The following is a 22568-nucleotide window of genomic DNA, read 5'->3' on the forward strand; positions in this document are numbered from 1 at the left end:
GACCCCCTGTGCAGCGCCCGTCCCGGCTTCCGCCGGGGCGGGCGCTGTGCCATCCGGGCCGTGGTTACGGTGACGGCATGGCGAACCTCGGCACTCCCCGGTCGGTGGCCGACCGCTACGTCGACGCCGTCTGCGACCTCGACCCGATCGTCGCCACCTCGCTGGGCACCCGCCCCGGCGACGACGGCCTCCCCGACCCCAGCCCGGCGGGCCTGGAGGTCGAGGCGGAGCTGACCCGTCGCACCCTCACCGAGCTGGACGCCGTGCTGGCCGCCGACCCGGCCCTGGCCGACGACCCGATCGAGCGCCGCTGCGCCCGGCTGCTGCGCGAGCGGCTGGGCGCCGAGCTCGCCTCGCACGAGGCCGGCGAGGGCTTCCGGGCGCTGTCGAACCTGTTCAGCCCGGTGCACTCGATCCGCCAGGTGTTCCTGCTGATGCCGCGGGCGACCGACGACGACTGGTCGGTCGTGGCCCGGCGCATGGCGCGCGTCCCCGCGGCCTACCGCGGCTACCTCGAGACGCTGCGCGAGGGCGCCCGCCGCGACCTGCTCGTGGCGCCGCGCCAGGTCTCCACCGTGGTCGGCCAGCTCGGCGAGTGGCTGTCCGGCCCGTTCTTCGGCGGGCTGGCCGCGGCCGGCCCGGAGTCCCTCCGCGCGGAGCTCGAGGCCGCCGCCCGCGACGCCGACGCCGCGGTGGCCGAGGTGCGCGACTTCCTCCGCGACGAGTACCTGCCGCGGGCCGAGGGCACGCCCGACGCCGTCGGCCGGGACCGCTACGCGGTCGCCGCCCGCCGGTGGAACGGCTCCGACCTCGGCGCCGGGCAGGGGCTGGAGGAGGCCTACGCCTGGGGCTGGGCCGAGCACCAGCGGCTGCTGGCCGAGCAGCGGGCGGAGGCCGAGGCGCTGCGGCCGGGCGCGACCCCGCGGGAGGCGATGGCCTGGCTCGACGAGCACGGCCCCGCCGTCGACGGCGTCGAGGCCATCCGGGAGCGGCTGCAGGCGATGATGGACGAGGCGATCGCCGCGCTGGACGGCACGCACTTCGACCTCGCCGAGCCGGTCCGCCGGGTCGAGGCGATGATCGCGCCGCCCGGCAGCGCCGCGGCGCCGTACTACACCCGCCCCGCGCAGGACTTCTCGCGGCCGGGCCGCACCTGGTTGCCGACGCTGGGCCGGGAGCGGTTCCCGCTCTGGGACCTCGTCTCGATCTGGTACCACGAGGGCGTCCCGGGCCACCACCTGCAGCTGGCGCAGTGGGCCTACGTCTCGAAGGACCTGTCGACCTACCAGACCTCGCTGGGGTCGGTGAGCGCGAACGTGGAGGGCTGGGCGCTCTACGCCGAGCGGCTCATGGACGAGCTCGGCTACCTGACCGCCCCCGGCGCGCGGATGGGCTACCTCGACGCCCAGCAGCTGCGCGCGATCCGGGTGGTCATCGACATCGGCATGCACCTGCAGCTGCCCGTGCCCGGCGACGCCGACGGCGTGCTCGCCGAGCACCGCGGCCGGCCGTGGACGCCCGAGCTCGCGCGGGCCTTCGCCGGTGAGCACCTGGGCAGCGACCCGGCGTTCCTCGACAGCGAGCTGATCCGCTACCTCGGCCTGCCCGGCCAGGCGATCAGCTACAAGCTCGGCGAGCGTGCCTGGCTGGCCGGGCGGGCGGCCGCGCAGCGGGCCCGGGGCGCCGACTTCGACCTCAAGGCCTGGCACATGGCCGCGCTGTCGCAGGGCTCGCTCGGTCTCGACGACCTCGAGGCCGAGCTCGCGCAGCTCTAGCCGGCCGGCTCCTCGAACCCGGGCGGGAGCCGGTTGGGCCCGGCCTCGGGCGGCCGCGGGCGGTCCTCCGGATAGGCGCGGACCGCGACGATGGCGACGTCGTCGGCGGCGCCGTGGGGCAGCAGGCGGTCCAGCAGCCGGTCGCACAGCTCCTCCAGCGGCGACCGGCCGAGATCGGCCAGCGCCGCCTGCAGGGCGGCCAGGCCGGCGTCGAGGTCGGCGTCGCGCCGCTCCACCAGCCCGTCGGTGACCAGCAGGAGGGTGTGCTCGTCGCGCAGCTCGGCCGTGTGGTCGGACCGCGCAGCCTCCGGGTCGATGCCGAGCATGAACTCCGGCCGGCTCTCCAGGTAGGTGCTCGACCCGTCGGGGGCCAGCAGCAGCGGCGGGAGGTGCCCCGCGTTGCTCCACCGCAGCCGCCGCGCCCCGGCGACCGGCACGCCGGGGATGCGCTCCACCCGGGCGAGGACGGCGGTGGCGAGGGCGCCGACGCCCAGGCCGCGCGCGGTGCGCTCGACCCGGCGCAGCGTGGCCGCCGGCGTCTCGGCGTTGTCGAAGGCCAGCGCGCGGACCAGCCCGCGCAGCTGCCCCATGGCCGCGGCCGCGCCGCTGTCGTGACCCACCACGTCGCCGATCACCAGGGTGGTCGCGCCGTCGGGGGAGAGGAAGGCGTCGTACCAGTCGCCGCCGACCTGCGCGCCGTGCACCGCCGGCCGGTAGCGCACCGCGATCTGCAGGTGGTCGGGCTCCGGCGGCGGCGTGAGCAGCGCGGCCTGCAGGCGGTCGGCCAGGGCCCGGGTGGCGGCTGCCTCGGCGCTCAGCCGCGCCAGCTCGGCGGCCTGCCGTTGCGCGGCGATCCGGTCGGTGAGGTCGCGGAAGGAGACGACCAGGCCGGTCACCACGCCGTCCTCGATGGTCGGCACGGCGATCAGGGTGACCGGCAACGGCGTGCCGTCGGCGCGCCAGAAGACCTCCTCGTCGGCGGTCACCACCTCACCGGAGCGCAGCGCCCGCCAGACCGGGCACTCCTCGCGCGGGTACGGGGAGCCGTCGGGGCGCCGGTCGTGCAGCAGGGCGTGCTGGTCGGCGCCGAGCTGCCGGTCGGCGCGGAGCCCGGTCATGGCCACGGCGGCGGGGTTGACGAACTCGACCCGGCCGTGGCGGTCGAGGCCGTAGATGCCGTCGGCGACGTTGCCGAGCACCCGCTCGGACAGCGCCAGCGCCCGGGAGAGGTCGGCCTCGGCCGCGCGCAGCTCGGCCAGGTCGCGCTCGCGGTGCTCGGCCAGGACCCGGTCGGTGACGTCCACGCCCGTGACCAGCACGTACGCCGGCCCGCCGGGGTCGTCGGCGACCCGCTGGACCGCGAGGTCGACCGTGCGCACCTCGCCGGTGGCGGTGGTGTACGGGGTGACCGCCCGCACCTCGCGACCGTCCTCGCCGACGGCGTCGACCCACGCGTGCAGCTGCGCGCGGACGTCGTCCCCGAGGGCCCACCAGCCGGTCTCCCAGAACGGCCGGCCGAGCACGTCGCGGCGGTCGAAGCCGCAGCCCTCGACGGCCAGCCGGTTGGCGGCCAGCAGCCGGCCACCGGGGGTCAGCACCCAGGCGGACACGAAGACGGCGTCCCGGAGCGCGCGGAACCAGGGCGGCACCGCCGGCTGCCCGCCGTGCTGCTCGTCGATGTCCCCTCCTCGCCCCGCGTGTCCCGCCGCTCCCGAGCCTGCCCTACCCGGATCCGCCTCCGACCCCTTCCCCCGGCTCCCGTGCGGGTCAGAGGCCGATCAGCGCGGCCAGTTCGCCCATCGCGCGGTCGAAGTACCGGTCGCCGTCGGCCACCGACCCGACGAAGTGGCCGAACAGCTCGAAGCTGATCGTCCCGTACACCGAGCTCCAGGCCAGCAGCGCCCGCAGCCGCACGCCGTCGTCGAGGCCCGGGGCGTCCCCGCCGAGGACGGCGACCGCCTCGTCGCTCACCAGCCCCGGATCGCGCTCGCCGGCCGCCTCGGGCAGCGCCCCCGAGCGCGCGGCGTCACCCAGTATCCGGCCGAGCACGACACCGACCCGCGACGCGGCCGGCACGGTGTCGCGCGGAGCGGCGTACCCGGGCACCGGCGAGCCGTAGAGCAGCGCGTACTCGTGCGGGTGCTGCCGCGCCCAGCCGCGGACCGCCCGGCAGACCGCCAGCCAGCGCTCGCGCGGGGGAGCGGCCGGGTCGTCGGCGGCCTCGGCGGCGGCGCCCAGGGCGTCGTAGCCGTCGATGATCAGCCGGGTCAGCAGGTCGTCGCGGCTCGGGAAGTAGCGGTACAGCGCCGAGGAGGCCATCCCCAGCTCCCGCGCGACCGCGCGGAGGGACAGCGCGGCGGCGCCCACCTCGGCCAGCTGCCGCCGTGCGGCGTCGGTGATCTCGGCGGTGAGCTCGGCGCGGACGCGCTCGCGGGCGGTGGGGGACACCAGGCCAGCCTGCCGCTACGAGAGCACCGTCCGCAAGTACGAGCAGTGCTCTTGACGTAGCGGCCGGTCTTCTGCGAGCGTCGTCCGCAACCGAGAGCACCGCTCTCGGACGACCGGCAGGAGGAAGCGGATGGCACTGCACGTGATCGTGGGCAAGGGTGCGGTCGGGACGACGACGGCGGAGGTGCTGGCCGCCCAGGGGCACCGGGTGCGGGTGCTCTCCCGCAGCGGCGGCGTCTCCACCGACGCCGTGGAGCACCGGCGGGTCGACGCGGCCGATGCCGAGGCGCTCACCGAGGCCGCCCGCGGAGCCGCCGCGCTCTACAACGCGGTCAACCCGCCGTATCCGCGGTGGACCACCGACTGGCCGCCCATGGCCGCGGCCCTGCTCGCCGCCGCGGAGCGCACCGGCGCCGCGCTGGTGATCATGGGCAACCTCTACGGCTACGGGCGGCCGGACGGGTTGATGACGCCGGACACGCCGCTGGCCGCCACCGACGTCAAGGGCCGGATCCGGGCGCGCATGTGGGCCGACGCGCTCGCCGCCCACGAGGCCGGCCGGGTGCGGGTGACCGAGGCGCGGGCCGCGGACTTCGTCGGCCCGCAGGTGCCGGCCGACCACTCGCACCTCGTCCGCCAGCTGCCCGCGCTGCGCCGCGGCCGCCGCGCCTGGGTGGTGGGCGACCCCGACGTCCCGCGCAGCTGGGCCTACCTGCCCGACGTCGCCGCCACCCTCGCCGCCCTCGGCACCGACGAGCGGGCGTACGGCCGCGCCTGGCACGTGCCGAGCCCGCCGCCGCGGTCGCAGCGGCAGGCCCTGGCCGACCTCGCCGCGGCCATGGGCCGGCCGCCGGTGCCGGTCAGCGGCATCCCCTGGCCGGTGCTGCGCGCGGTCGGCGCGTTCGCTCCCGTGATGCGCGAGATCGTCGCCATCCGGCACCAGTGGGACCAGGCGTACGTGCAGGACGCCGCGGCCACCACGGCGACGTTCGGGCTGACCGCCACCCCGTGGGCCTCCGTGGTCGCGGCGACCGCGGGCGCGGCGGAGGTGGCGGCCGGCTGAGCGCCGGCGCGGGTGGCCGTCCTACGGTGGGGGTCATGGTCTCTGCCTGGGTCCTCGTCGCCCTGGCGTCGCTGGCTGCCCTCGGCAGCGGGTACGGCGCCTTCCGTCTGGCCCGCCGTCCGCGGTCGGTGCGCTCGTGAGCGACCGCACCGAGCTGCCGTTCGAGGACACCGTCGACGTCCGCACCGGCCCCGAGGTCGGGCACGAGCTGCTGGGGCTGCTGCCGCTGCTCGGCGAGTGGCACGGCGAGGGCGTGCTGGCCGCCGGGGTGGACGGGCGCGACCGCGACCGGCGGTTCGGCCAGTGGGCGCGCTTCGCCCACGACGGCCGCGGCTTCCTCGCCTACGAGTCGCGCACCTGGCTGCTGTCCGACGACGGCCGGGTCGAGGAGCCGGGGGTGCGGGAGTCCGGCTTCTGGCGGGCCCGGGGTGAGGACGACGTCGAGCTGCTCGTCGTCGATCCGGCCGGGCTGGTGCAGATCGCCGTCGGCCGGGCGCGGACCAGCACGAGCTGGGAGCTGATCAGCGACGTCCTGGCCCGGACGCCGGACGCCGCGGACGTCACCCGCGAGGTGCGGCTGTACGGGATCGTCGACGGCGCGCTGGCGTACGCCATCGACCGGGCCACCGGCGAGCAGCCGGCGCGGCCGGTGATGTCGGCGCGGCTCGAACGGATCCGGTGACGGCTCCGGCCCCGACCGCCCGGGCGGTCGCCGACCGGCACGTCGAGGCGCTCTGCGACCTCGATCCGCTGGTGGCGACCTCGCTGGGCACCCGTCCCGGCGACGACCGGCTGCCCGACCCCGGCCCCGACGGGCTCGAGGCGCAGGCCGACCTCGCCCGGGCCACCCTGGCCGCCCTCGACCGGGCCGACCTCGCCGACCCCGTCGACCGCCGCTGCGCCCGGCTGCTGCGCGAGCGACTCGGCGCGGAGCTGGCCGCGCACGAGGCCGGCGAGGGGCTGCGGGCCCTGTCGAACCTGTTCAGCCCGCTGCACGCGATCCGCCAGGTGTTCCTGCAGATGCCCGCCGACGGCGCGACGGACTGGTCCGTCATCGCCCGCCGGATGGCCCGGGTGCCCGCGGCCTACCGCGGCTTCCTGGCCAGCCTGGAGGAGGGCGCCCGCCGGGGCCTGTTCGTGGCGCCGCGGCAGGTCGCCACCGTCGTCGGCCAGCTGGACGCCTGGCTGGCCGGCCCGTGGTTCGCCCGGTTCGCCGCCGCCGGGCCCGACGCGCTCCGGCGCGACCTCGACGCCGCGGCGGCCGCCGCCGACGGGGCGGTCGCCGCCGTGCGCGACTTCCTCCGCCAGGACTACCTGCCCCGCGCCGAGGGCACGCCGGACGCCGTCGGCCGGGACCGCTACGCGCTGGCCGCCCGCCGGTGGACCGGCTCGGACCTCGGGGCCGGTGACGGTCTGGAGGAGGCCTACGCCTGGGGCTGGGCCGAGCACCGGCGGCTGCTGGCCGAGCAGCGGGCCGCCGCCCGGGCGGTCCTCGACGGCGCCGGGCCGCGCGAGGCGATGGCCTGGCTGGCGGTGCACGGGCCGGCCATCGACGGCGTGGAGGCGACCCGCGAGTACCTGCAGGGCGTGATGGACCGCGCGATCGGTGCGCTGGACGGCGTCCACTTCGACCTCGCACCGCCGCTGCGCCGGGTGGAGTCGGCGGTCTCCCCGCCGGGCAGCGCCGCCGGTGCCTACTACACGCAGCCCAGCCAGGACTTCAGCCGGCCCGGCCGCACCTGGCTGCCGGTGCTGGGCCGCGAGCGGTTCCCGCTCTGGGACCTCGTCTCGATCTGGTACCACGAGGGCGTTCCGGGCCACCACCTGCAGCTGGCCCAGTGGGTGCTGGTCTCCGGCGAGCTGTCCACCTTCCAGACGTCGGTGGGCATGGTCGGGGCGGACATCGAGGGCTGGGCGCTCTACGCCGAGCGGCTGATGGACGAGCTCGGCTACTTCGCCGAGCCGTGGTCGCGCATGGGCTACCTCGACGGCCAGCAGCTGCGGGCGATGCGCGTCGTCGTCGACCTCGGGATGCACCTGCAGCTGCCCGTGCCCGACGACGCCGACGGCGTCCTGGCCGCGCACGGCGGCCGCCCCTGGACGCCGGAGCTGGCCCGCGCCTTCCTCGGCGAGCACAGCGGCAGCACCGAGGCGTTCCTCGACAGCGAGCTGGTGCGCTACCTCGGCGTCCCCGGGCAGGCGATCAGCTACAAGCTCGGCGAGCGGGCGTGGCTGGCCGGCCGGGAGGTCGCCCGCCGGGCGCGCGGGGCGGACTTCGACGCCCGCGCGTGGCACATGGCCGCGCTCTCCCAGGGCACCCTCGGTCTCGACGACCTGGCCGCGGAGCTCGCCGCCCTCTAGCAGGACCCCCGTGGTTCCCGCCCCTATCGGCGCGGCGTCGGGTTGACCGGGTCGGTGCCGATGCCGACCGGGTCCTCGGGCCGGGCGGGGTGGGCCTCCAGCCGCGAGGTGAGCAGGGCGTCGACCACCTCGGCCGGGCCCCCGACGTAGGTGCTCATCAGCGTGGGCCCGGTCATCACGCACCAGGCGCGGTCGGCCGGCCACCACACGTGCGCGCTCTGCTCCCGGGGCTCGGGGGCGAAGTTGGCCGAGGCCAGCGTCAGGGGGCCGCCGACCAGCAGCGCCTCGCAGTCGCTCAGGGCCAGCCGCCGGTAGGAGGGGTGGGCGACGTCGTCGCAGACGCCGAACCAGCACTCCTGCGGGGTGGCGGTGGCCTCGGACAGCAGGGCGGCCAGCGCGCCGGCCACGTGCGCGGCCAGGTGACCCTCGGCGGGGCTGTCGTTCCACACCCCGGGCTGGTCGTCCTCGCCGACGTACTCCCACGCCCCGGTGATCGCCGGCCACTGCATCAGCCGGTGCGCGGTGGTGCCGTTGTGGGCGGCGACCTCGTCCCAGCGGACGTCGACGTCGTCGTCCCCGGCGTAGCGGACCGCCGGGTGCAGCACCCGGGCGTAGGTCGGGAAGACGGCGGGCACGAGCGCGGCGACGGTGCCCGGTCGCGCGGCGCGGACCTCGCGGGTCAGCCAGCCGCCGGCGGAGACGTCCGCGGCGAGGGGGCGGCCGGCGAGCAACACGGCCTCAACCTACCCAGAAAACGGACAACCCCCGGGCTGCTCCGCGGCGCCATCCCCGCAGGGACGGCAGCTCGCGGGCCGACTGGACAACGGTCGGCGGCCCGGGGGTCGGGTGACTGTCCGGTTCTCGCTCGCCGCCGTACGACGGACGGGCGATCATGCCGTCGCTCAGGTGCGGTGGGTCTTCCACGACGCCTGAACGGGCGGCCCATCTGGACGGCGGCTAGCGGACAGCCACCTCACGAGTCCGATAAGCATGCAAAGTACGGACCACCTCCTCTCTCGTGTACCTCGACGGTACGACGCCTCCGGGGGTGCGGCAACGACGTTTTGTCAGCCCTCGGCTGAATCGCCCACGGTGCGTCCCGGGGGCGGTACGCCCTTCCAGCCGGGGTCGTGGGCGGCCCGGTCGTCGACCGTCTCGACCTGGTAGACGTCGGGGATGCCGTCGGCGTCGCGGTCGACCTGCTCCTCCTCGAACATCCGGCGGTAGCGGCGGTTGCGCGTGCGCAGCACGACCGCCGCGAGGAGCGCGGCGACGAACGTGCCGACGAGGATGCCGACCTTGGCGTGGTCGTACGTCGGCGAGCCGAGCCCGTAGGCCAGCTCGGTGATGAGCAGCGACACCGTGAAGCCCATCCCGCCGAGCAGCGCGAGCCCGACGACGTCCGGCCAGCCCAGGTTCTCGTCCAGCTGCGCCCGGGTGAACCGGGCGACCAGCCACGTCGCCAGGGTGATGCCGATGGCCTTGCCGGCCACCAGCCCGACGGCGATGCCGAGGGCCACGCTGTCGGTGGCGGAGGCGGCCAGCCCGGACAGCCCGCCGATGGTGACGCCGGCGGAGAAGAACGCGAACACCGGGACGGCGACGCCGGCCGACAGCGGCCGGATGCGGTGCTCGAAGTGCTCGGCGAGGCCGGGACCGGCGTCGGGACCGCCGGCGGCCTCGCTGCGCACCACCGGCACGGTGAAGGCCAGGAGCACGCCGGCGACGGTGGCGTGGACGCCGGACTCGTGCACCAGCACCCAGGTGACGGCCGCCAGCGGCAGCAGCAGCCACCACGAGCGGATCCGCTTCTGCACGAGGAACCCGAAGATCGCCAGCGGCACGAGGGCCAGCAGCAGCGGCGTCACCGCCAGGTCGCTCGTGTAGAAGATCGCGATGACGACGATCGCCAGCAGGTCGTCGACCACGGCCAGGGTCAGCAGGAAGGTGCGCAGCGCGCTGGGCAGGTGCGTGCTGATCACCGCGAGGACGGCGAGGGCGAAGGCGATGTCCGTGGCGCTCGGGATGGCCCACCCGCCCAGCGCGCCGTCGTCGCGGCCCAGGTTGAACAGCACGAAGAACAGCGCGGGCACGGCCATGCCGCCCACGGCCGCGGCCACCGGCAGCGCCGCCCGGCGGGGCTCGCGCAGGTCGCCGGCGACGAACTCGCGCTTGAGCTCGAGGCCGGCGACGAAGAAGAAGATCGCCAGCAGGCCGTCGGCCGCCCAGGTGCCCAGGGTCAGGTCGAGGTGCAGCGACGCGGGGCCCACCCGGGTGTCGCGCAGCGTCTCGTAGGCCGCGGACCACGGGGAGTTCGCCCAGATCAGCGCGACGGCCGCGCCGATCAGCAGGAGGACGCCGCCGACGGTCTCCTTGCGGAGGACGCCGGCGATCCGGGAGGTCTCGGCCCACGACCCGCGGCCGAGGAGGGTGCGGGAGGAGGTCGACGGCATGGGGCGGCTCCTGGAGGAGGGGTCCGGTCGGGAACTGCCGACCAGACTTCCCGGCGCACCGCGGGCCAGCCTACCGGCGGTGGTCCCGGCGCGCCGGGTCGGCAGGTGCGTCCGGTCCGTATGGTGGACAGCCGTGGACGCCCGCCCCGCACCGCCGCCGCGGGAGCGCTCCCTCCGGCCGGCCGAGCTCGCCGGGCAGCGGGTCGGGGTCTGGGGGCACGGCCGCGAGGGGCACGCCGCGGTGCGGGCCGCGCTGGCCGCCGGGGCCGCCGCGGTGCTGGTGGTCGACGCCCGCCCGGTGGACCCCGCCACGCTCCCCGCGGGGGTGGCCTCCTCGACCGACGTGGGCACGCTCGCCGGCTGCGACGTCGTCGTCAGGTCGCCGGGGATCAGCCCCTACCGGGACGACGCCCGCGCGCTGGCCGACCGCACCTGCGTGACCACCGGCACCGGCATGGCGCTGGCCGAGTTCGCCGTCCGCGGGGTGCCGACCCTCTGCGTCACGGGCACCAAGGGCAAGAGCACGACCAGCGCGCTGGCCGCCGCCGTCCTCACCGGCGCCGGCCGGCCGGCCGTGCATGCCGGCAACATCGGCACCCCGCTGCTGGACGTGCTGCTCGACGGCACCGCCGACGGGCGGACCCTCGTCGTGGAGATCTCCAGCTACCAGGCCGCCGCGGTGCCCGACTTCACCGGCCGCGGCGCGCTCACCTCCCTGGCGCCGGAGCACCTGGACTGGCACGGCTCGGAGGAGACCTACTACCGCGACAAGCTGCGGATCTTCGGCGCCTGCCCGCCGGGCTCGGTGGTCGTCGGCCCGCAGGCCCGGCCGCTGGCCGAGCGCTACCTGGACTCCGCACTGCTGGTCGACCCGGCCGCCGTCGTCCCCGCCGACCTGCTCGCCGCGGCCCGCCCGGAGCACCTGCCGGGCGTGCACAACCTCGGCAACACCGCCGTCGCGCTGGCCGCCTGCGCGCTGCTCGGCCTGGACCTCACCGCCGCCGCCGACGCGGTCGTGCGCGCGGTCGCGGACTTCCGCGCGCTGCCGCACCGGCTCTCGCCGGTGGCGACGCTGGGCGGCGTCACCTTCGTCGACGACACCCTGAGCACCACGCCGGTGTCGGTGCTCGCCGCGCTCGACGCCCTGGCCGGCCGGCCGATCACGCTGATCGCCGGCGGCGCCGACCGCGGCCTGGACTACACCGGCCTGGCGCGCGCGCTGGCCGACCGGCGGGACGCCGTCGCGCTGGTCACCGTGCCCGACACCGGCGCCCGGCTGGCCGCCGACGTCCGGGCGGCCGCGGACGGCACCCCGGTGGCGGTCACCGAGGCCCCCGACCTCGGCGCCGCGGTGGCCGCCGCGATCGACCGGACGCCGTCCGGTGGCGTCGTGCTGCTGTCGCCGGGCGCCCCCAGCTACAACCGCTTCCGCAACTACGAGGAGTTGGCAGCGACCTATGCGCGAATCCTGCGAGACGCCGGTGCGCAGCCGGTCTGAGCGCGCGGGCCGGCGCCCGTGACCGCCCCCGACGTCTTCACCGTCTCCGACCGCGACCTCGACCCGGCCACCGGCGAGGCTCGTTTCCGCTACCGGCTCGGGGACGACGAGTTCACCGAGACCCTCGCCCTCGACCCGGAGCTGCTGGGCGACGCGGCCCCGGTGCAGCTGGACGCCGCCCTCGACCTGGTGCACCTGGTCATGGGCACCAGCTACTACAAGCTGCGCGCGCCCGGCCGGATCGCGGTGACCCGGCCGGTGACCACGGCGCAGCTGGCGGTCGCGCGGGCGGCCTACCGCGACGGCCTCGGCGAGTTCGCCGCGGTCAACCGGCTGCCCGTGCCGCACGAGGTGAGCTGGGACGTGCAGGTCCGCGAGGCGGGCCCGACCCCGGCGGCCGGCAGCCGCGGCGCGCTGCTGCCGGTGGGCGGCGGCAAGGACTCCGCACTCGCGCTCGTCGTCATCCCGGACGGGACGGCGCTGGCCATCAACCCCACGGCCGCCCAGCGCGACGTCGTCGCCGCGGCCGGGGCCCCGCTGGTCACGGTGCGGCGCCGGCTGGACCCGCTGCTCGCCCGCCGGACGGCGGAGGGCGGCCTCAACGGGCACGTGCCGGTGACCGCCATCAACTCCGCCATCGCGACGCTGGTCGCCGTCCTCGGCGGGTGCGACCCGGTGGTCTTCGCCAACGAGCGATCCGCCGACGAGGAGACGCTGACCATCGGCGGCGCGCGGGTGAACCACCAGTACTCGAAGTCCTACGAGTTCGAGCTGCTCTTCGCCGCGGCCGCCGCCGAGCTCGGCGTCGGCTACTTCAGCCTCACCCGGCAGCTGTCGGAGCTGGCGACCGTGGCCGCGGTCGCCGGGCTGCCGCTGCGCACCTCGATCCTCAGCTGCAACCGCTCCTACACCCAGGAGCACGTCGGCGGCCGGGCCGAGCAGCGCTGGTGCCTGCACTGCGACAAGTGCCTGTTCACCTTCCTGATGTTCGCGGTGTTCCTGACCCCCGAGCAGGCCCTGGAGATGTTCGGCGGCAATCCGCTCGCCGACCCCGCGCTGGCCGACGGCTTCCGCCGGCTGTGGGCGACGGAGAAGCCGTTCGACTGCGTGGGGGAGCGGGCGGAGAGCGCCGCGGCGATGGCGCACCTGGCCGGGAGCGCGGCCTGGGGCGACCAGCCGGTGGTCCGCGAGCTCGGTCACGAGGCCACGGCCTCGGCGGCGGTCACCGGCGCCACCGTGGCGGGCTTCCTGCCGCCGCGCGGCGAGCACGCCGTCCCGGAGCGGTACCTGACCGCGCTCCAGCGGGTGCTCGCGGACGCCCGCCCGCCGGTCGCCTGACCCCCGGCCCCGCCGTGGACCCGCTGGAGCGGGCCGTGCAGCGCCCGGGGGCGCGCGACGTCACCGCCCTGGGGGCGGCGGTGGCCGGCCAGCTCGCCCGGCTGGCCGGACAGCTCGCGGAGGTCGCGCGCGCCGGCGGCCGGATCGGGCTGGTCACCGGGGTGCACATCGCCTGGGCGCCGCGGCCGGCCGCCGAGACCGACGGCCCCGTGGGCGCCGCCGTCCTCGCCCGGGCGCTGGCGCTGCTGGGGGCCGAGCCGGTCGTCGTCACCGACGAGCCCTGCGGTCCGGTCGTCGCCGCGTGCACGGCCGCCGCCGGCCTGGCCGGGCCCCTGGTGGTGCCGGTGGCGCTGACGGAGGAGGAGGCCGCCGCCGAGGTCGCCGGGCTGGACCTCGCGGCGCTGCTCGCCGTCGAGCGGCTGGGCCCCGGCGCCCGCGGCCGGGTGCTGACCATGCGGGCCGTCGACATCACCGCCACCACCGCGCCGCTGCACGCGGCGTTCGCCCTGCCGGGCCTGCTCACCGGCGCCGTCGGTGACGGCGGCAACGAGATCGGCATGGGCAACGTGCCCGCCGCGGTGGTGGCCGCCTCGATCGCGCACGGCCCGGAGATCGCCTGCCGCACGCCGGTGGGGTCGCTGGTGGTGGCCGGCACCTCCAACTGGGGCTGCTACGGCCTGGTGGCCGCCCTGGCCCGCGCGCACCCGGCCGCGGCGGCCGGCCTGACCGCGCTGCTGGACCCGGCGGTGGACGGCGCGCTGCTCGACGCGGCGGGCGCCGCCGGCGGCATCGACGGGGTGACCGGGGAGCCCGGCCGCACCGTGGACGGCATCGCGGCCGGCGACTACGCCGGGCTGCTGGCCGAGCTGGCCGACCTGGCCCGGGCCCGGGAATAGGCTCGCCGCGTGTCCGAGACGCCGCACGAGCACGGCCCCGAGGCGCCGCTCGCCGAGCGGCTGCGCGCCCAGGGCCTGCGCCTGACCACCCAGCGCCGCCGGGTGCTGGCCGCCGTCGCCGCGCTCGAGCACGCCACGCCGGAGGCGATCGGCGCGCGGCTGCGCGAGGAGGCCGGCCCCGACGGCGCCGCGCCGGACACCTCGACGGTCTACCGCAACCTGGAGCTGCTCGAGCGGCTGGGCCTGGTCTGGCACACCCACCTGGGCAAGGGCGCGCCGGTCTACCACGCCTCGGAGCACCCCCACCTGCACGTGGTGTGCCAGTCCTGCGGCGAGATCGCCTCGGCCGATCCGCACGTCCTCGACGCCGCCGCGGAACGTCTGGCGGCCGACCTGGGTTTCACCGTGGACGTGGGCCACGTCGCGCTCTCCGGAACCTGCCGGAGCTGCCGCGAGCGGGCCGGGAACGAGAGGTCATGACCGTGCGCACGTCTCCCCTGCTGACCCGTCCGGGTGCCGTCGCCGTCGACAGCGGCACGGTGGCGGCCCACTACGGCGACCCCCTGCGCGAGCAGCGGGCGCTCGCCGAGGGCGCCGGCCTGGTCGACCGCAGCGACCGCGACGTGCTCGTCGTCCGCGGCACCGACCGGCTCTCCTGGCTCAACGACCTGACCAGCCAGCAGCTGCTGTCGCTGGCCGACGGCACCGGCACCGAGGCGCTGCTGCTCTCCCCGCAGGGCCACGTCGAGCACCACATGGTGGTCGCCGGTCTCGGCGACGCCGTCTGGCTCGACGTCGAGCCCGGCACCGGCGAGGCGCTGGTGGCGTTCCTGTCCCGGATGGTCTTCATGCTGCGCGTGGAGCCCGCGCTGGTCACCGACGCGTGGGCGGTGCTCACCCTGGTCGGCCCGCGGACGGCGGACGTGCTCGCCGCGGCCGGGCTGCCGGTGCCCGACGGCGTGGTCGCGCTGCCCGGCGGCGGCTTCGCCCGCCGCCTGCCGCCCATCGGCGAGGGCGCGCCCGTGGTCGACCTGCTCGTCCCGCGCGGGGAGCTCGCCGCGGTCGCCGACCGGCTGCTGGCCGCCGGTGCCTCGCCCGCCGGCCTGGACGCGTTCGAGGCGCTGCGGGTGGAGGCCCGCCGGCCGCGGCTGGGCGTGGACACCGACCACCGCACGATCCCCAACGAGCTGGAGTGGCTGCGCACCGCCGTCCACCTGGACAAGGGCTGCTACCGCGGGCAGGAGACCGTCGCCCGCGTGCACAACCTCGGCCGGCCGCCGCGCCGGCTGGTCCTGCTCCACCTGGACGGCGTCAGCGAGGACCTCCCCGCGGCGGGCACGCCGGTCCTGCTGGGCGCGCGCGAAGTCGGCCGGGTCGGCTCGGTGGTGCGCCACCACGAGCTGGGCGTCGTGGCGCTGGCCCTGGTCAAGCAGTCCGTGCCCATGGACGCCGCGCTCGCCGTGGGCGGTTCCCGTGCCGCCATCGACCCCGACGACGCGCCCGAGGCGCTCGACGACACCCGGGTGGCAGCCCGCGAGCGGGTACAGGCGGTGCGGTCTGCGACCATCGGGCGGTGAGCAGCGGCGTGGTCGCGTCCTCCGGGACCCTCGTGACGGTGGCACCGGCGGCGGGGGACCCCGAGGACGTCGCCGCCGCCGCCCGTGACTGCCAGGCGGTCGGCGCCGCCGTGGCCGTCCTCCCCGCCGCGGACGCCGGCTGGACGGCGGAGGCCCTCGCCGCCCTCCGCGAGGACAGCGACCTGCTGGTGCAGACCCCGGTCGGCGGCTTGGACGCCGGGCCCGACCTCGTCTCCCTGCCGCTGGACCTCCCCGCCGGGCTCCTGGCCGAGCTGCACGGCGAGCTCGTCCGCCGCGGCACCCCGGCCGCCTACACGGCCACCACCGAGGCCCAGCTGACCGCCCTGGCCGCGCTGCTGGACGGAGGCGGTCCGCCCGCCGGCGGTGTCGTCGCGGTGACCCTGCTGCTCGGCGCCCCCGGCGGCCTGCCCGCCACGCTGCCCGCGCTGGCCGGCTGCCTGCCGCTCCTCCCGCCCGGCGCCGTGGTCTCGGCCACCGGCCTGGGCGCCGGGGCGCTGCCGGTGCTGCTGGCCGCGCTGTCGGCGGGGGTGCACGTGCGCGCCGGCTGCGCCGACACCCCCGACGACGCCGACGGCCCGGCCCGCGGCGACCTGCAGCTCGTGGCCCGCGCCGCGGGGCTGGCGCGGATCGCCCAGCGCCCGCCGCTGGCCCCGGCCGCCGCCCGCTCGCTGCTGGGCGCACCGCTGATCGACCTGACCGGTACCGACGCCGTCCCGACGAACCGTTCCGTGGAGGCCCTGTGAGCACCGAACCGACGCCCGCGGGCGGCGCCGCCGTCGACGCGCTGCTGGACCCCGGCTTCCTCGAGGCCGCCGTCCACCGGCCGATGGCCGACGTGCGCCGGCTGCGCCGCCAGGCCGAGCAGGAGGAGGTCAACCTCTCCTACACGCGGCGGCTGCTGCAGGGCCGGCTGGACATCGTCCGCCGCGAGCTGCAGCGCCGGGCCGAGCACGACGGCCGGTCGCTGCTGGACCTGCTGCCGGAGATCCTCGCCGAGAAGGGCCGCGGGCCCGCGCACGGGCTCGGCCGGCACCAGACCGTGCAGCCGGCCGCGCCGGAGGAGTACGAGTCCTGGGTCAACGGGCTCACCCCCGGCGTCGACCTCGTCGCGCTCGCCGACCTCCCCGACGCCGACCTCGAGCAGGCCGCCCGCGCGCTGGCCGCCGCCGAGGGCTCGCTGTCCGAGCGCCGCCGCGGCGTCCAGCAGGTGATGGACGCGCTGGCCGGCGAGCTGGCCCGCCGGTACCGCAACGGCGAGGCCGACGTCGCCGCCCTGCTGGCCGACGAGGGGCGCTGACGTCCCCCGTGCCACCCAGCACCTCGCACGGGTGGCCGGAGAACCCCGTGCTCGTGGAGGCGTGGCGGTCGGGGTTCCTGGAGTCGGTGCACCGCGGTGCCCTGGTGGTGCTCGGGCCCGACGGCGCCCGGACGGCCGCGTTCGGGGACGTCGACCGGCCGGTGCTGCCCCGGTCGTCGAACAAGCCGGTGCAGGCCACCGCGCTGCTGGCCGCCGGATGGCAGCCGCGCTCGGCGGAGGAGCTGGCGATCGGCGCCGGCTCGCACACCGGTGAGGACGGCCACCGCGACCTGGTCGCCGGCATGCTCGCCGCCGCCGGCCTCGACGTCTCCGCGCTCGGCTGCCCACCGGCGCTGCCCGCCGACGACCCCACGTTCGCCCGGTGGCTGGCCGCCGGGCGGGCGCCGGACCGGCTGGCGATGAACTGCTCGGGCAAGCACGCGGCGATGCTGTCGGCCTGCGTCGCGGCCGGCTGGCCGACCGAGGGCTACCTGGACCGCACCCATCCGCTGCAGCAGGCGATCGAGGCGCGGCTGGGCGAGGCGGCCGGCGAGCCGGTGACCGCCGTCGTCGTCGACGGCTGCGGCGCTCCGCAGCACGCCCTCTCCCTGACCGGCCTGGCCCGGGGCGTGCTGGGCCTGGTCGGGGCCGCCGAGGGCACCCCCGAGCGCGCGGTCGCCGACGCCATGCGCGCCCACCCCTGGCTGGTGGCCGGCACCGGCAAGGAGGACACCGGGCTCATGCAGGCCGTCGAGGGCCTGCTGGTCAAGGCCGGTGCCGACGGCGTCCACGTGGCCGCGCTGCCCGGCCGCGGTGCGGTCGCGCTCAAGCTGGACGACGGCGGGGAGCGCGGCCGGCAGCCGCTGCTGGCCGCCGGCCTGCGCCTGCTGGGCGTCGCCGACGACCTGCTCGCGCCCTGGGCCGCCACCCCCGTCAGCGGTGGGGACGGCGTGGTGGGGGAGGTCCGCTCGGCCGCGCTGCTCGCTCCTTGAGCCGAGCGCACCGCCTGTGAGCGGACTCACGCCCGGGTGCTAGCTGCTCCGCTTGCAGGAGCTAGCACCCGCGGTTAGCGTCGGAGACGTGCAGACACCCGGCGAGTTCGTCCGCGAGCAGGTGACCACCGTCCGCGAGAAGGTGGACGCCCTCGCGGGCAGCGTCGCGGAGACCGTCGCCGAGAAGTCCGGCGACGTCTCGGCGGTCGGCTCGCAGGTCGGGGAGTTCATCCGGGAGCAGCGCAACGCCGCCCGGGTGTCGCTCCGCGAGCTGGCCCGCACCGCCGGGGTGAGCAACCCCTACCTCTCGCAGGTGGAACGCGGTCTGCGCAAGCCGTCGGCGGAGATCCTCGCCGCCATCGCCCGCGGGCTGAAGATCTCGGCCGAGACGCTCTACGAGCAGGCCGGGATCCTCGACCGCCGGGCCGGCAACCCGGACACGGTCGCGGCCATCCGGTCCGATCCCGCGCTCTCCGAACGGCACAAGGCCGTGCTGCTGGAGCTCTACGAGACCTACGTCCGCGAGCACGCCACGCAGCCCGCCCCCGCACCCCAGACCCCCACCACGAAGGAGTCGGCATGACCCCCGCCCAGACCCTCAAGACCTACGGCGAGACCGCCGTCGCCCAGGGCCGCACCGTCGCCGAGCAGATCGCCGGGCGCGGCCGCACCCCGGTGCTCGCCCTCGTCGGCGCCGGTGACCTGGCCGTCGAGCGCGCCCGCGCCGTCGTCGGCCAGCTCGTCGCCCGCGCCGAGTCGCTCCCGGGCGAGGCCCAGGTGCAGGCCGACCTGGCCGCCAAGGAGGCCCGGACCCGCGCCGAGGAGGCCGCCGGCCGTGCCCGCGGCGCCGTCTCCCAGGCCCGCAGCACCGCCACCCAGCTGGTCTCCGCGGTGAACCCCGAGACCGTCCGCGCCACCGTGGCCGAGCTGGTCGAGACCGCCCGCACCCAGGCCGTCGCCACCGTCGAGCAGCTGGCCGAGCGCGGCGCCGGCGTCCTCGACGAGCTGCGCCGCTCCCCGGGCTTCCGCACGGTCATCGCCCGCACCGAGCGCGCCGTCGACGCCGTCGAGGACCGCCTCGAGGACGTGCTCGAGGAGACCGCCGAGACCGTCACCGAGGCCTCCAACGAGGTGACCTCGGTGGTGCAGAAGGCCGCCGCGAAGACCGCCAAGGCCGCCGGCAAGGCGGAGAAGGCCGTCGACGAGGCCGCCGACTCGGTGAAGGCCGAGCTGGCCGACGCCGAGAAGCCCGCGACCAAGCCGGTCAAGAAGAGCTCGGCGGCCAAGCGCGCCACCCCCGCGGCGAAGGGCACCTCCGCCCGCGTGACCCGCGCCCGCACCGCCAAGCGCACCGACCCCACGGCCGTTCCCGCCAAGAACGACTGACCTCGGGTCCCACGGACCAGGGCCCCGGAGCTGCGACAGCGCTCCGGGGCCCTGTCCTGTCCGGGTGAGTTCTCCGCGCGGAGGCCGGACGGAGCGCTCCCGGCGGGTACCCTCCAGGCATGTCGTTCGACGGCCTGCTGCTCGTCGGCCTGTACTACGCCACCCTCGCCCTCACTGCGTGGGCCTTCGTCGACGCCCTGATCCGCCCGGCGGGCAGCTACGTCGCCACGGGCAAGCTCACCAAGCCCGCGTGGCTGGCGATCACCGCGCTGGCCGGGCTGGTCCTCTACTGGCAGGGCCCGATGAGCTTCCTCGGGCTGCCGGCGGTCATCGCCGCGGTGGTCTACCTGGTCGACGTGCGGCCGGCCGTGCGCGGGCTGCGCCGGGGCAACACCGGCTGGTGAGCCCGGGGCCCGATGCGCCGGGCTCAGTACCGCTCGGCGGGGATGAGCACCCACAGCACGAGGTAGGCCACGATCTGCGGGCCCGGCAGGATGCAGGAGACCACGAACGCCAGCCGCAGCCGGCGGGTGGAGATCCCGTAGCGGCGGGCGATGCCCGCGCACACACCGCCCAGGACGGCGGAGCGGGGATCGCGGCGGAGTCGGCGTGCGGGCGCGGTCATGACCCGACCGTAGGCCCTCCCGGGCGATCCGGTCAGCGGTTGAAGACCCCCGGCGGCGGCGCGGGGGAGGGCACCGCGTCCGCGTCGGTGACCGGCACGGCGTCCCCGGCGAACCGGTCGAGGTCGGCGCCCTCCACCACCCGCGAGGGCATCGGGTCGCCCGCGCAGCGCCGGGTGAGCGCCGCGACCGGCAGTGGCGCGTCCGAGGCGACCGCCACCAGGTTGCCGAAGCGCCGCCCGCGCAGCGTCCCCGGCTCGGCCACCAGCAGCACGTGCGCGAAGACGGCGCGCAGCGTCGCCACCTGGCCGCGGGCGAACCGCAGCGGGGGGCCGTCGGCGACGTTGGCCGCGAACACCCCGCCCGGCCGCAGCACCCGGCGCGCCTGCGCGGCGTACTCGACCGTGGTGAGGTGCGCCGGCGTGCGCGCGCCGGCGAAGACGTCGCTGAGGACGACGTCGCAGCTCGCGTCGTGCGTCGCCGCCAGCCCCGCGCGGGCGTCGGCGGGGCGTACCCGGACCCGCGCCCCCCGGGGGAGCGGCAGGCGGGTGCGCACCAGCTCGGTGAGCCGCTCGTCGAGCTCCACCACCCGCTGCCGGGAGCCGGGGCGGGTCACCGCCACGTAGCGAGGGAGGGTGAGCGCCCCGCCGCCGAGGTGCAGCACGTCCAGCGGCCGGCCCTCGGGCGCGGCGAGGTCGAGCACGTGGCCCATCCGGCGCACGTACTCGAACTCCAGGTGGCCGGGGTCGGCCAGGTCCACGTGGGACTGCGGGGTGTCGTCGACCAGCAGCACCCAGGCGCCCTCGCGGTCGGCGTCGCCGAGCAGCTCCGCCGTCCCGCCGTCCACCTCGACCCGGCCCGGTGCCGGATCGGCGTCGCGCCGGCTCACGAGGGCGGCGCCACGGCCGACCAGCGGACCGTCACCTCGCCGTGCCGCCACCGCCGCGTGGACCCGACCAGCGGCCAGCCCTGGTCGGCCAGCGCCTGCACCGCCGCCACCCAGCGCTGGCGCGGGCCGAACGCCGACATCCCCGCCGCGGCCGCCCAGGCGGCGTCGAACGCGCGGAGGAACTCGTGCACGGGCTGCCCGGGCACGTTGTGGTGGATCAGCGCCTTGGGCAGCCGCTCGGCGAGGTCGGACGGCGCCTCCAGGTCGCCGACCCGGGCGGCCAGGGTGAGCGTCAGCGGGCCGTCGGCGTCGAGGGCCACCCAGGTCGAGCGGCGTCCCCACTCGTCGCAGGTGCCCTCCACCAGCAGGCCGCCGGGGCCGAGCGCGGCGCACATCGTCTCCCAGGCGCGCGCGGCCGAGGCCTCGTCGTACTGGCGGAGCACGTTGAACGCCCGCACCAGCACCGGCTGCAGCCCGGCCAGCTCGAACCCGCCGACCCGGAAATCCAGCCGCGGCGGATCGCGGTCGTCGGCCACCGCGGCCACCCGCTCCGGGTCGATCTCCAGCCCGACGACCTCCAGGCCGGGGACCTCCGGCGCCAGCCGCTCCGCGAGCTCCACGGTGGTCACCGCCGAGGCGCCGTAGCCGAGGTCGACGACCAGCGGGCGGGCGGCGTCGCGCAGCCGCGGCACCTGGGTGGCCAGCAGCCAGCGGTCGACCCGGCGCAGCCGGTTGGCGTTGGTGGTGCCGCGCGTGGGCAGCCCGAGCGCCCGGGCCCGCCCGGCCGCCAGCCGGGGCGCCTTCTTCCCGGGGGCCAGTGACGCCCGGCGCTTGTGGTCGTCGCCCGCGCCGCTGCGCGTCACCTGCTCACCGTCCTGCGCTCACCGGTCCCGAGGGTAGTCGCGGTTAGCGTGGGGTCGTGCAGGTCCGACGCGATGCCACCCTCGCCCAGCTCACCACCCTGGGGGTGGGCGGGCCGATCGACCGGCTGGTCGAGGTCACCTCCGCCGGCGAGCTGGTGGCCGCGGTGCGGGAGGCCGACGCGGCGGGCCGGCCGCTGCTGGTGCTCGGTGGCGGATCCAACGTCATCGGTCCCGACGAGGGGTGGCCGGGCGACGTCGTCCTGGTGCGGTCGCGGGGGATCGCCCGCACGGGCGGCGCGCTCGAGGTGCAGGCCGGCGAGCCCTGGGACGACCTGGTCGCCGCCACCGTCGACGGCGGGCTGGCCGGCATGGAGGCGATGGCCGGCATCCCCGGCTCGACCGGGGCCACGCCGGTGCAGAACGTCGGCGCCTACGGCCAGGAGGTCGCCCAGACGATCACCGCGGTGCGGGTGTACGACCGCGCCGAGGACCGCGAGCGCGTGCTGACCCCGGCCGACTGCGCGTTCGCCTACCGCGACAGCCGGCTCAAGCGGGAGCCCGGCCGGTTCGTCGTCCTCACCGTGTCCTTCGCCCTGGAGGAGAGCCTCCTGTCCAAGCCCGTGGGCTACGCCGAGCTGGCCCGCGCCCTCGGCGTCGAGCTGGGGGAGCGGGCGCCGCTGGCCGACGTGCGCGCCGCCGTCCTCGGGCTGCGCCGCGGCAAGGGCATGGTGTGGGACCCCACCGACCCCGACAGCCGCAGCGCCGGGTCGTTCTTCACCAACCCGATCGTGCCGGCGACGCGGGCCGTCGAGGGCTGCCCGAGCTGGCCGGCCGGCGAGGGGGCTGTCAAGCTCAGCGCCGCCTGGCTGGTGCAGTCGGCCGGGTTCGGCCGCGGCACCCGGGAGGGCCGGGTGGGCACGTCGTCCCGGCACAGCCTGGCGCTGACCACCGAGGACGGCGCCACGGCCGGGGAGCTGCTGGCCTACGCCGACCGCGTCGTGGCGACGGTGCGGGACCGCTTCGGGGTCACGCTGGACCGGGAGCCGACCGCCGTCCGGCCCTAGTGGAGTGGGAGGGACGCGTTCTCC

General features: G+C 77.2%; 23 protein-coding genes. 16 read left to right on the forward strand and 7 right to left on the reverse strand.

The annotated features are described in order from the left end of the window. The first annotated feature begins 77 nt into the window (after positions 1-77). Positions 78-1775, forward strand: a complete 1698-nt coding sequence (locus tag ACI79R_RS02600; RefSeq protein ID WP_456572015.1) for a DUF885 domain-containing protein — start codon at positions 78-80, stop codon at positions 1773-1775. On the opposite strand, the gene ACI79R_RS02605 is transcribed toward ACI79R_RS02600, so the two are convergent. Continuing rightward, positions 1772-3424, reverse strand: a complete 1653-nt coding sequence (locus tag ACI79R_RS02605) for a SpoIIE family protein phosphatase (RefSeq protein ID WP_456572016.1) — start codon at positions 3422-3424, stop codon at positions 1772-1774. The genes ACI79R_RS02600 and ACI79R_RS02605 overlap by 4 nt on opposite strands. A 118-nt stretch (positions 3425-3542) precedes the next feature. Beyond that, positions 3543-4223: a TetR/AcrR family transcriptional regulator gene (locus ACI79R_RS02610; RefSeq protein WP_456572017.1), complete on the reverse strand. Its 681-nt coding sequence runs from the start codon at positions 4221-4223 to the stop codon at positions 3543-3545. 130 nt (positions 4224-4353) lie between these two features. Here ACI79R_RS02610 and ACI79R_RS02615 point away from each other — a divergent pair, with 130 nt between their 5' ends. From ACI79R_RS02615 to ACI79R_RS02625, 3 genes are all read left to right on the forward strand, one after another. Then, positions 4354-5286 carry an NAD-dependent epimerase/dehydratase family protein gene (locus ACI79R_RS02615; protein ID WP_456572018.1) on the forward strand — a complete coding sequence of 311 codons (933 nt, stop codon included), beginning with the start codon at positions 4354-4356 and terminating at the stop codon, positions 5284-5286. A 136-nt stretch (positions 5287-5422) separates the two neighbouring features. Further along, the gene (locus tag ACI79R_RS02620; protein ID WP_456572019.1) at positions 5423-5968 is read left to right on the forward strand and encodes an FABP family protein; all 546 of its coding nucleotides are present in this window, start codon (positions 5423-5425) and stop codon (positions 5966-5968) included. Beyond that, positions 5965-7647 carry a DUF885 domain-containing protein gene (locus ACI79R_RS02625; RefSeq protein ID WP_456572020.1) on the forward strand — a complete coding sequence of 561 codons (1683 nt, stop codon included), beginning with the start codon at positions 5965-5967 and terminating at the stop codon, positions 7645-7647. The genes ACI79R_RS02620 and ACI79R_RS02625 overlap by 4 nt, the downstream gene beginning before the upstream one ends. A gap of 23 nt (positions 7648-7670) precedes the next feature. On the opposite strand, the gene ACI79R_RS02630 is transcribed toward ACI79R_RS02625, so the two are convergent. Together ACI79R_RS02630 and nhaA are read right to left on the reverse strand one after the other, a co-directional pair. Further along, positions 7671-8381 carry a hypothetical protein gene (locus ACI79R_RS02630; RefSeq protein ID WP_456572021.1) on the reverse strand — a complete coding sequence of 237 codons (711 nt, stop codon included), beginning with the start codon at positions 8379-8381 and terminating at the stop codon, positions 7671-7673. A 333-nt stretch (positions 8382-8714) separates the two neighbouring features. After that, complete coding sequence (gene nhaA, locus ACI79R_RS02635; protein WP_456572022.1) at positions 8715-10100, reverse strand: Na+/H+ antiporter NhaA; 1386 nt, start codon at positions 10098-10100, stop codon at positions 8715-8717. Between the two features lie 133 nt (positions 10101-10233). Between nhaA and murD the strand changes: the two genes are divergently transcribed. The 11 genes from murD to ACI79R_RS02690 all read left to right on the forward strand — a co-directional run bounded on the left by murD (position 10234) and on the right by ACI79R_RS02690 (position 19509). Continuing rightward, positions 10234-11598: a UDP-N-acetylmuramoyl-L-alanine--D-glutamate ligase gene (gene murD, locus ACI79R_RS02640; protein WP_456572023.1), complete on the forward strand. Its 1365-nt coding sequence runs from the start codon at positions 10234-10236 to the stop codon at positions 11596-11598. 18 nt (positions 11599-11616) lie between these two features. After that, positions 11617-12936, forward strand: coding sequence for a hypothetical protein (locus ACI79R_RS02645; RefSeq protein WP_456572024.1), 1320 nt, complete (start codon positions 11617-11619; stop codon positions 12934-12936). A 35-nt stretch (positions 12937-12971) separates the two neighbouring features. Next, on the forward strand, positions 12972-13832 hold the full coding sequence (locus ACI79R_RS02650; RefSeq protein WP_456572025.1) for a glutamate cyclase domain-containing protein: 861 nt from the start codon (positions 12972-12974) through the stop codon (positions 13830-13832). Positions 13833-13841: 9 nt separating this feature from the next. Next, positions 13842-14312, forward strand: a complete 471-nt coding sequence (locus tag ACI79R_RS02655) for a Fur family transcriptional regulator (RefSeq protein ID WP_456572026.1) — start codon at positions 13842-13844, stop codon at positions 14310-14312. 2 nt (positions 14313-14314) lie between these two features. After that, entirely contained in the window at positions 14315-15409 is a 1095-nt protein-coding gene (ygfZ, locus tag ACI79R_RS02660) for a CAF17-like 4Fe-4S cluster assembly/insertion protein YgfZ (protein ID WP_456572027.1), read from the forward strand. Next, entirely contained in the window at positions 15406-16173 is a 768-nt protein-coding gene (locus ACI79R_RS02665; protein WP_456572028.1) for a 3-keto-5-aminohexanoate cleavage protein, read from the forward strand. The genes ygfZ and ACI79R_RS02665 overlap by 4 nt, the downstream gene beginning before the upstream one ends. Then, the gene (locus ACI79R_RS02670) at positions 16170-16727 is read left to right on the forward strand and encodes an RsiG family protein (protein ID WP_456572029.1); all 558 of its coding nucleotides are present in this window, start codon (positions 16170-16172) and stop codon (positions 16725-16727) included. Before ACI79R_RS02665 ends, ACI79R_RS02670 begins: the two co-directional genes overlap by 4 nt. A gap of 8 nt (positions 16728-16735) precedes the next feature. Next, positions 16736-17719 carry an asparaginase gene (locus tag ACI79R_RS02675; protein ID WP_456572030.1) on the forward strand — a complete coding sequence of 328 codons (984 nt, stop codon included), beginning with the start codon at positions 16736-16738 and terminating at the stop codon, positions 17717-17719. A gap of 88 nt (positions 17720-17807) precedes the next feature. Beyond that, on the forward strand, positions 17808-18302 hold the full coding sequence (locus tag ACI79R_RS02680; RefSeq protein ID WP_456572031.1) for a helix-turn-helix domain-containing protein: 495 nt from the start codon (positions 17808-17810) through the stop codon (positions 18300-18302). Then, complete coding sequence (locus ACI79R_RS02685; RefSeq protein WP_456572032.1) at positions 18299-19105, forward strand: hypothetical protein; 807 nt, start codon at positions 18299-18301, stop codon at positions 19103-19105. The genes ACI79R_RS02680 and ACI79R_RS02685 overlap by 4 nt, the downstream gene beginning before the upstream one ends. Positions 19106-19224: 119 nt before the next feature. Further along, entirely contained in the window at positions 19225-19509 is a 285-nt protein-coding gene (locus ACI79R_RS02690; RefSeq protein ID WP_456572033.1) for a DUF2516 family protein, read from the forward strand. Positions 19510-19532: 23 nt separating this feature from the next. On the opposite strand, the gene ACI79R_RS02695 is transcribed toward ACI79R_RS02690, so the two are convergent. From ACI79R_RS02695 to ACI79R_RS02705, 3 genes are read right to left on the reverse strand one after another with little or no spacing between them, the layout of a single operon-like run. Then, entirely contained in the window at positions 19533-19730 is a 198-nt protein-coding gene (locus ACI79R_RS02695; RefSeq protein ID WP_456572034.1) for a PspC domain-containing protein, read from the reverse strand. Positions 19731-19762: 32 nt separating this feature from the next. Continuing rightward, on the reverse strand, positions 19763-20617 hold the full coding sequence (locus ACI79R_RS02700) for a spermidine synthase (RefSeq protein ID WP_456572035.1): 855 nt from the start codon (positions 20615-20617) through the stop codon (positions 19763-19765). Continuing rightward, positions 20614-21480: a class I SAM-dependent methyltransferase gene (locus ACI79R_RS02705; RefSeq protein ID WP_456572036.1), complete on the reverse strand. Its 867-nt coding sequence runs from the start codon at positions 21478-21480 to the stop codon at positions 20614-20616. The genes ACI79R_RS02700 and ACI79R_RS02705 overlap by 4 nt, the downstream gene beginning before the upstream one ends. Before the next feature lie 56 nt (positions 21481-21536). On the opposite strand from ACI79R_RS02705, the gene ACI79R_RS02710 reads away from it, so the two are divergent. Continuing rightward, positions 21537-22544, forward strand: a complete 1008-nt coding sequence (locus ACI79R_RS02710; RefSeq protein WP_456572037.1) for a UDP-N-acetylmuramate dehydrogenase — start codon at positions 21537-21539, stop codon at positions 22542-22544. Positions 22545-22568: the final 24 nt, after the last annotated feature.

It is taken from the genome of Blastococcus sp. SYSU D00820, assembly GCF_054050695.1.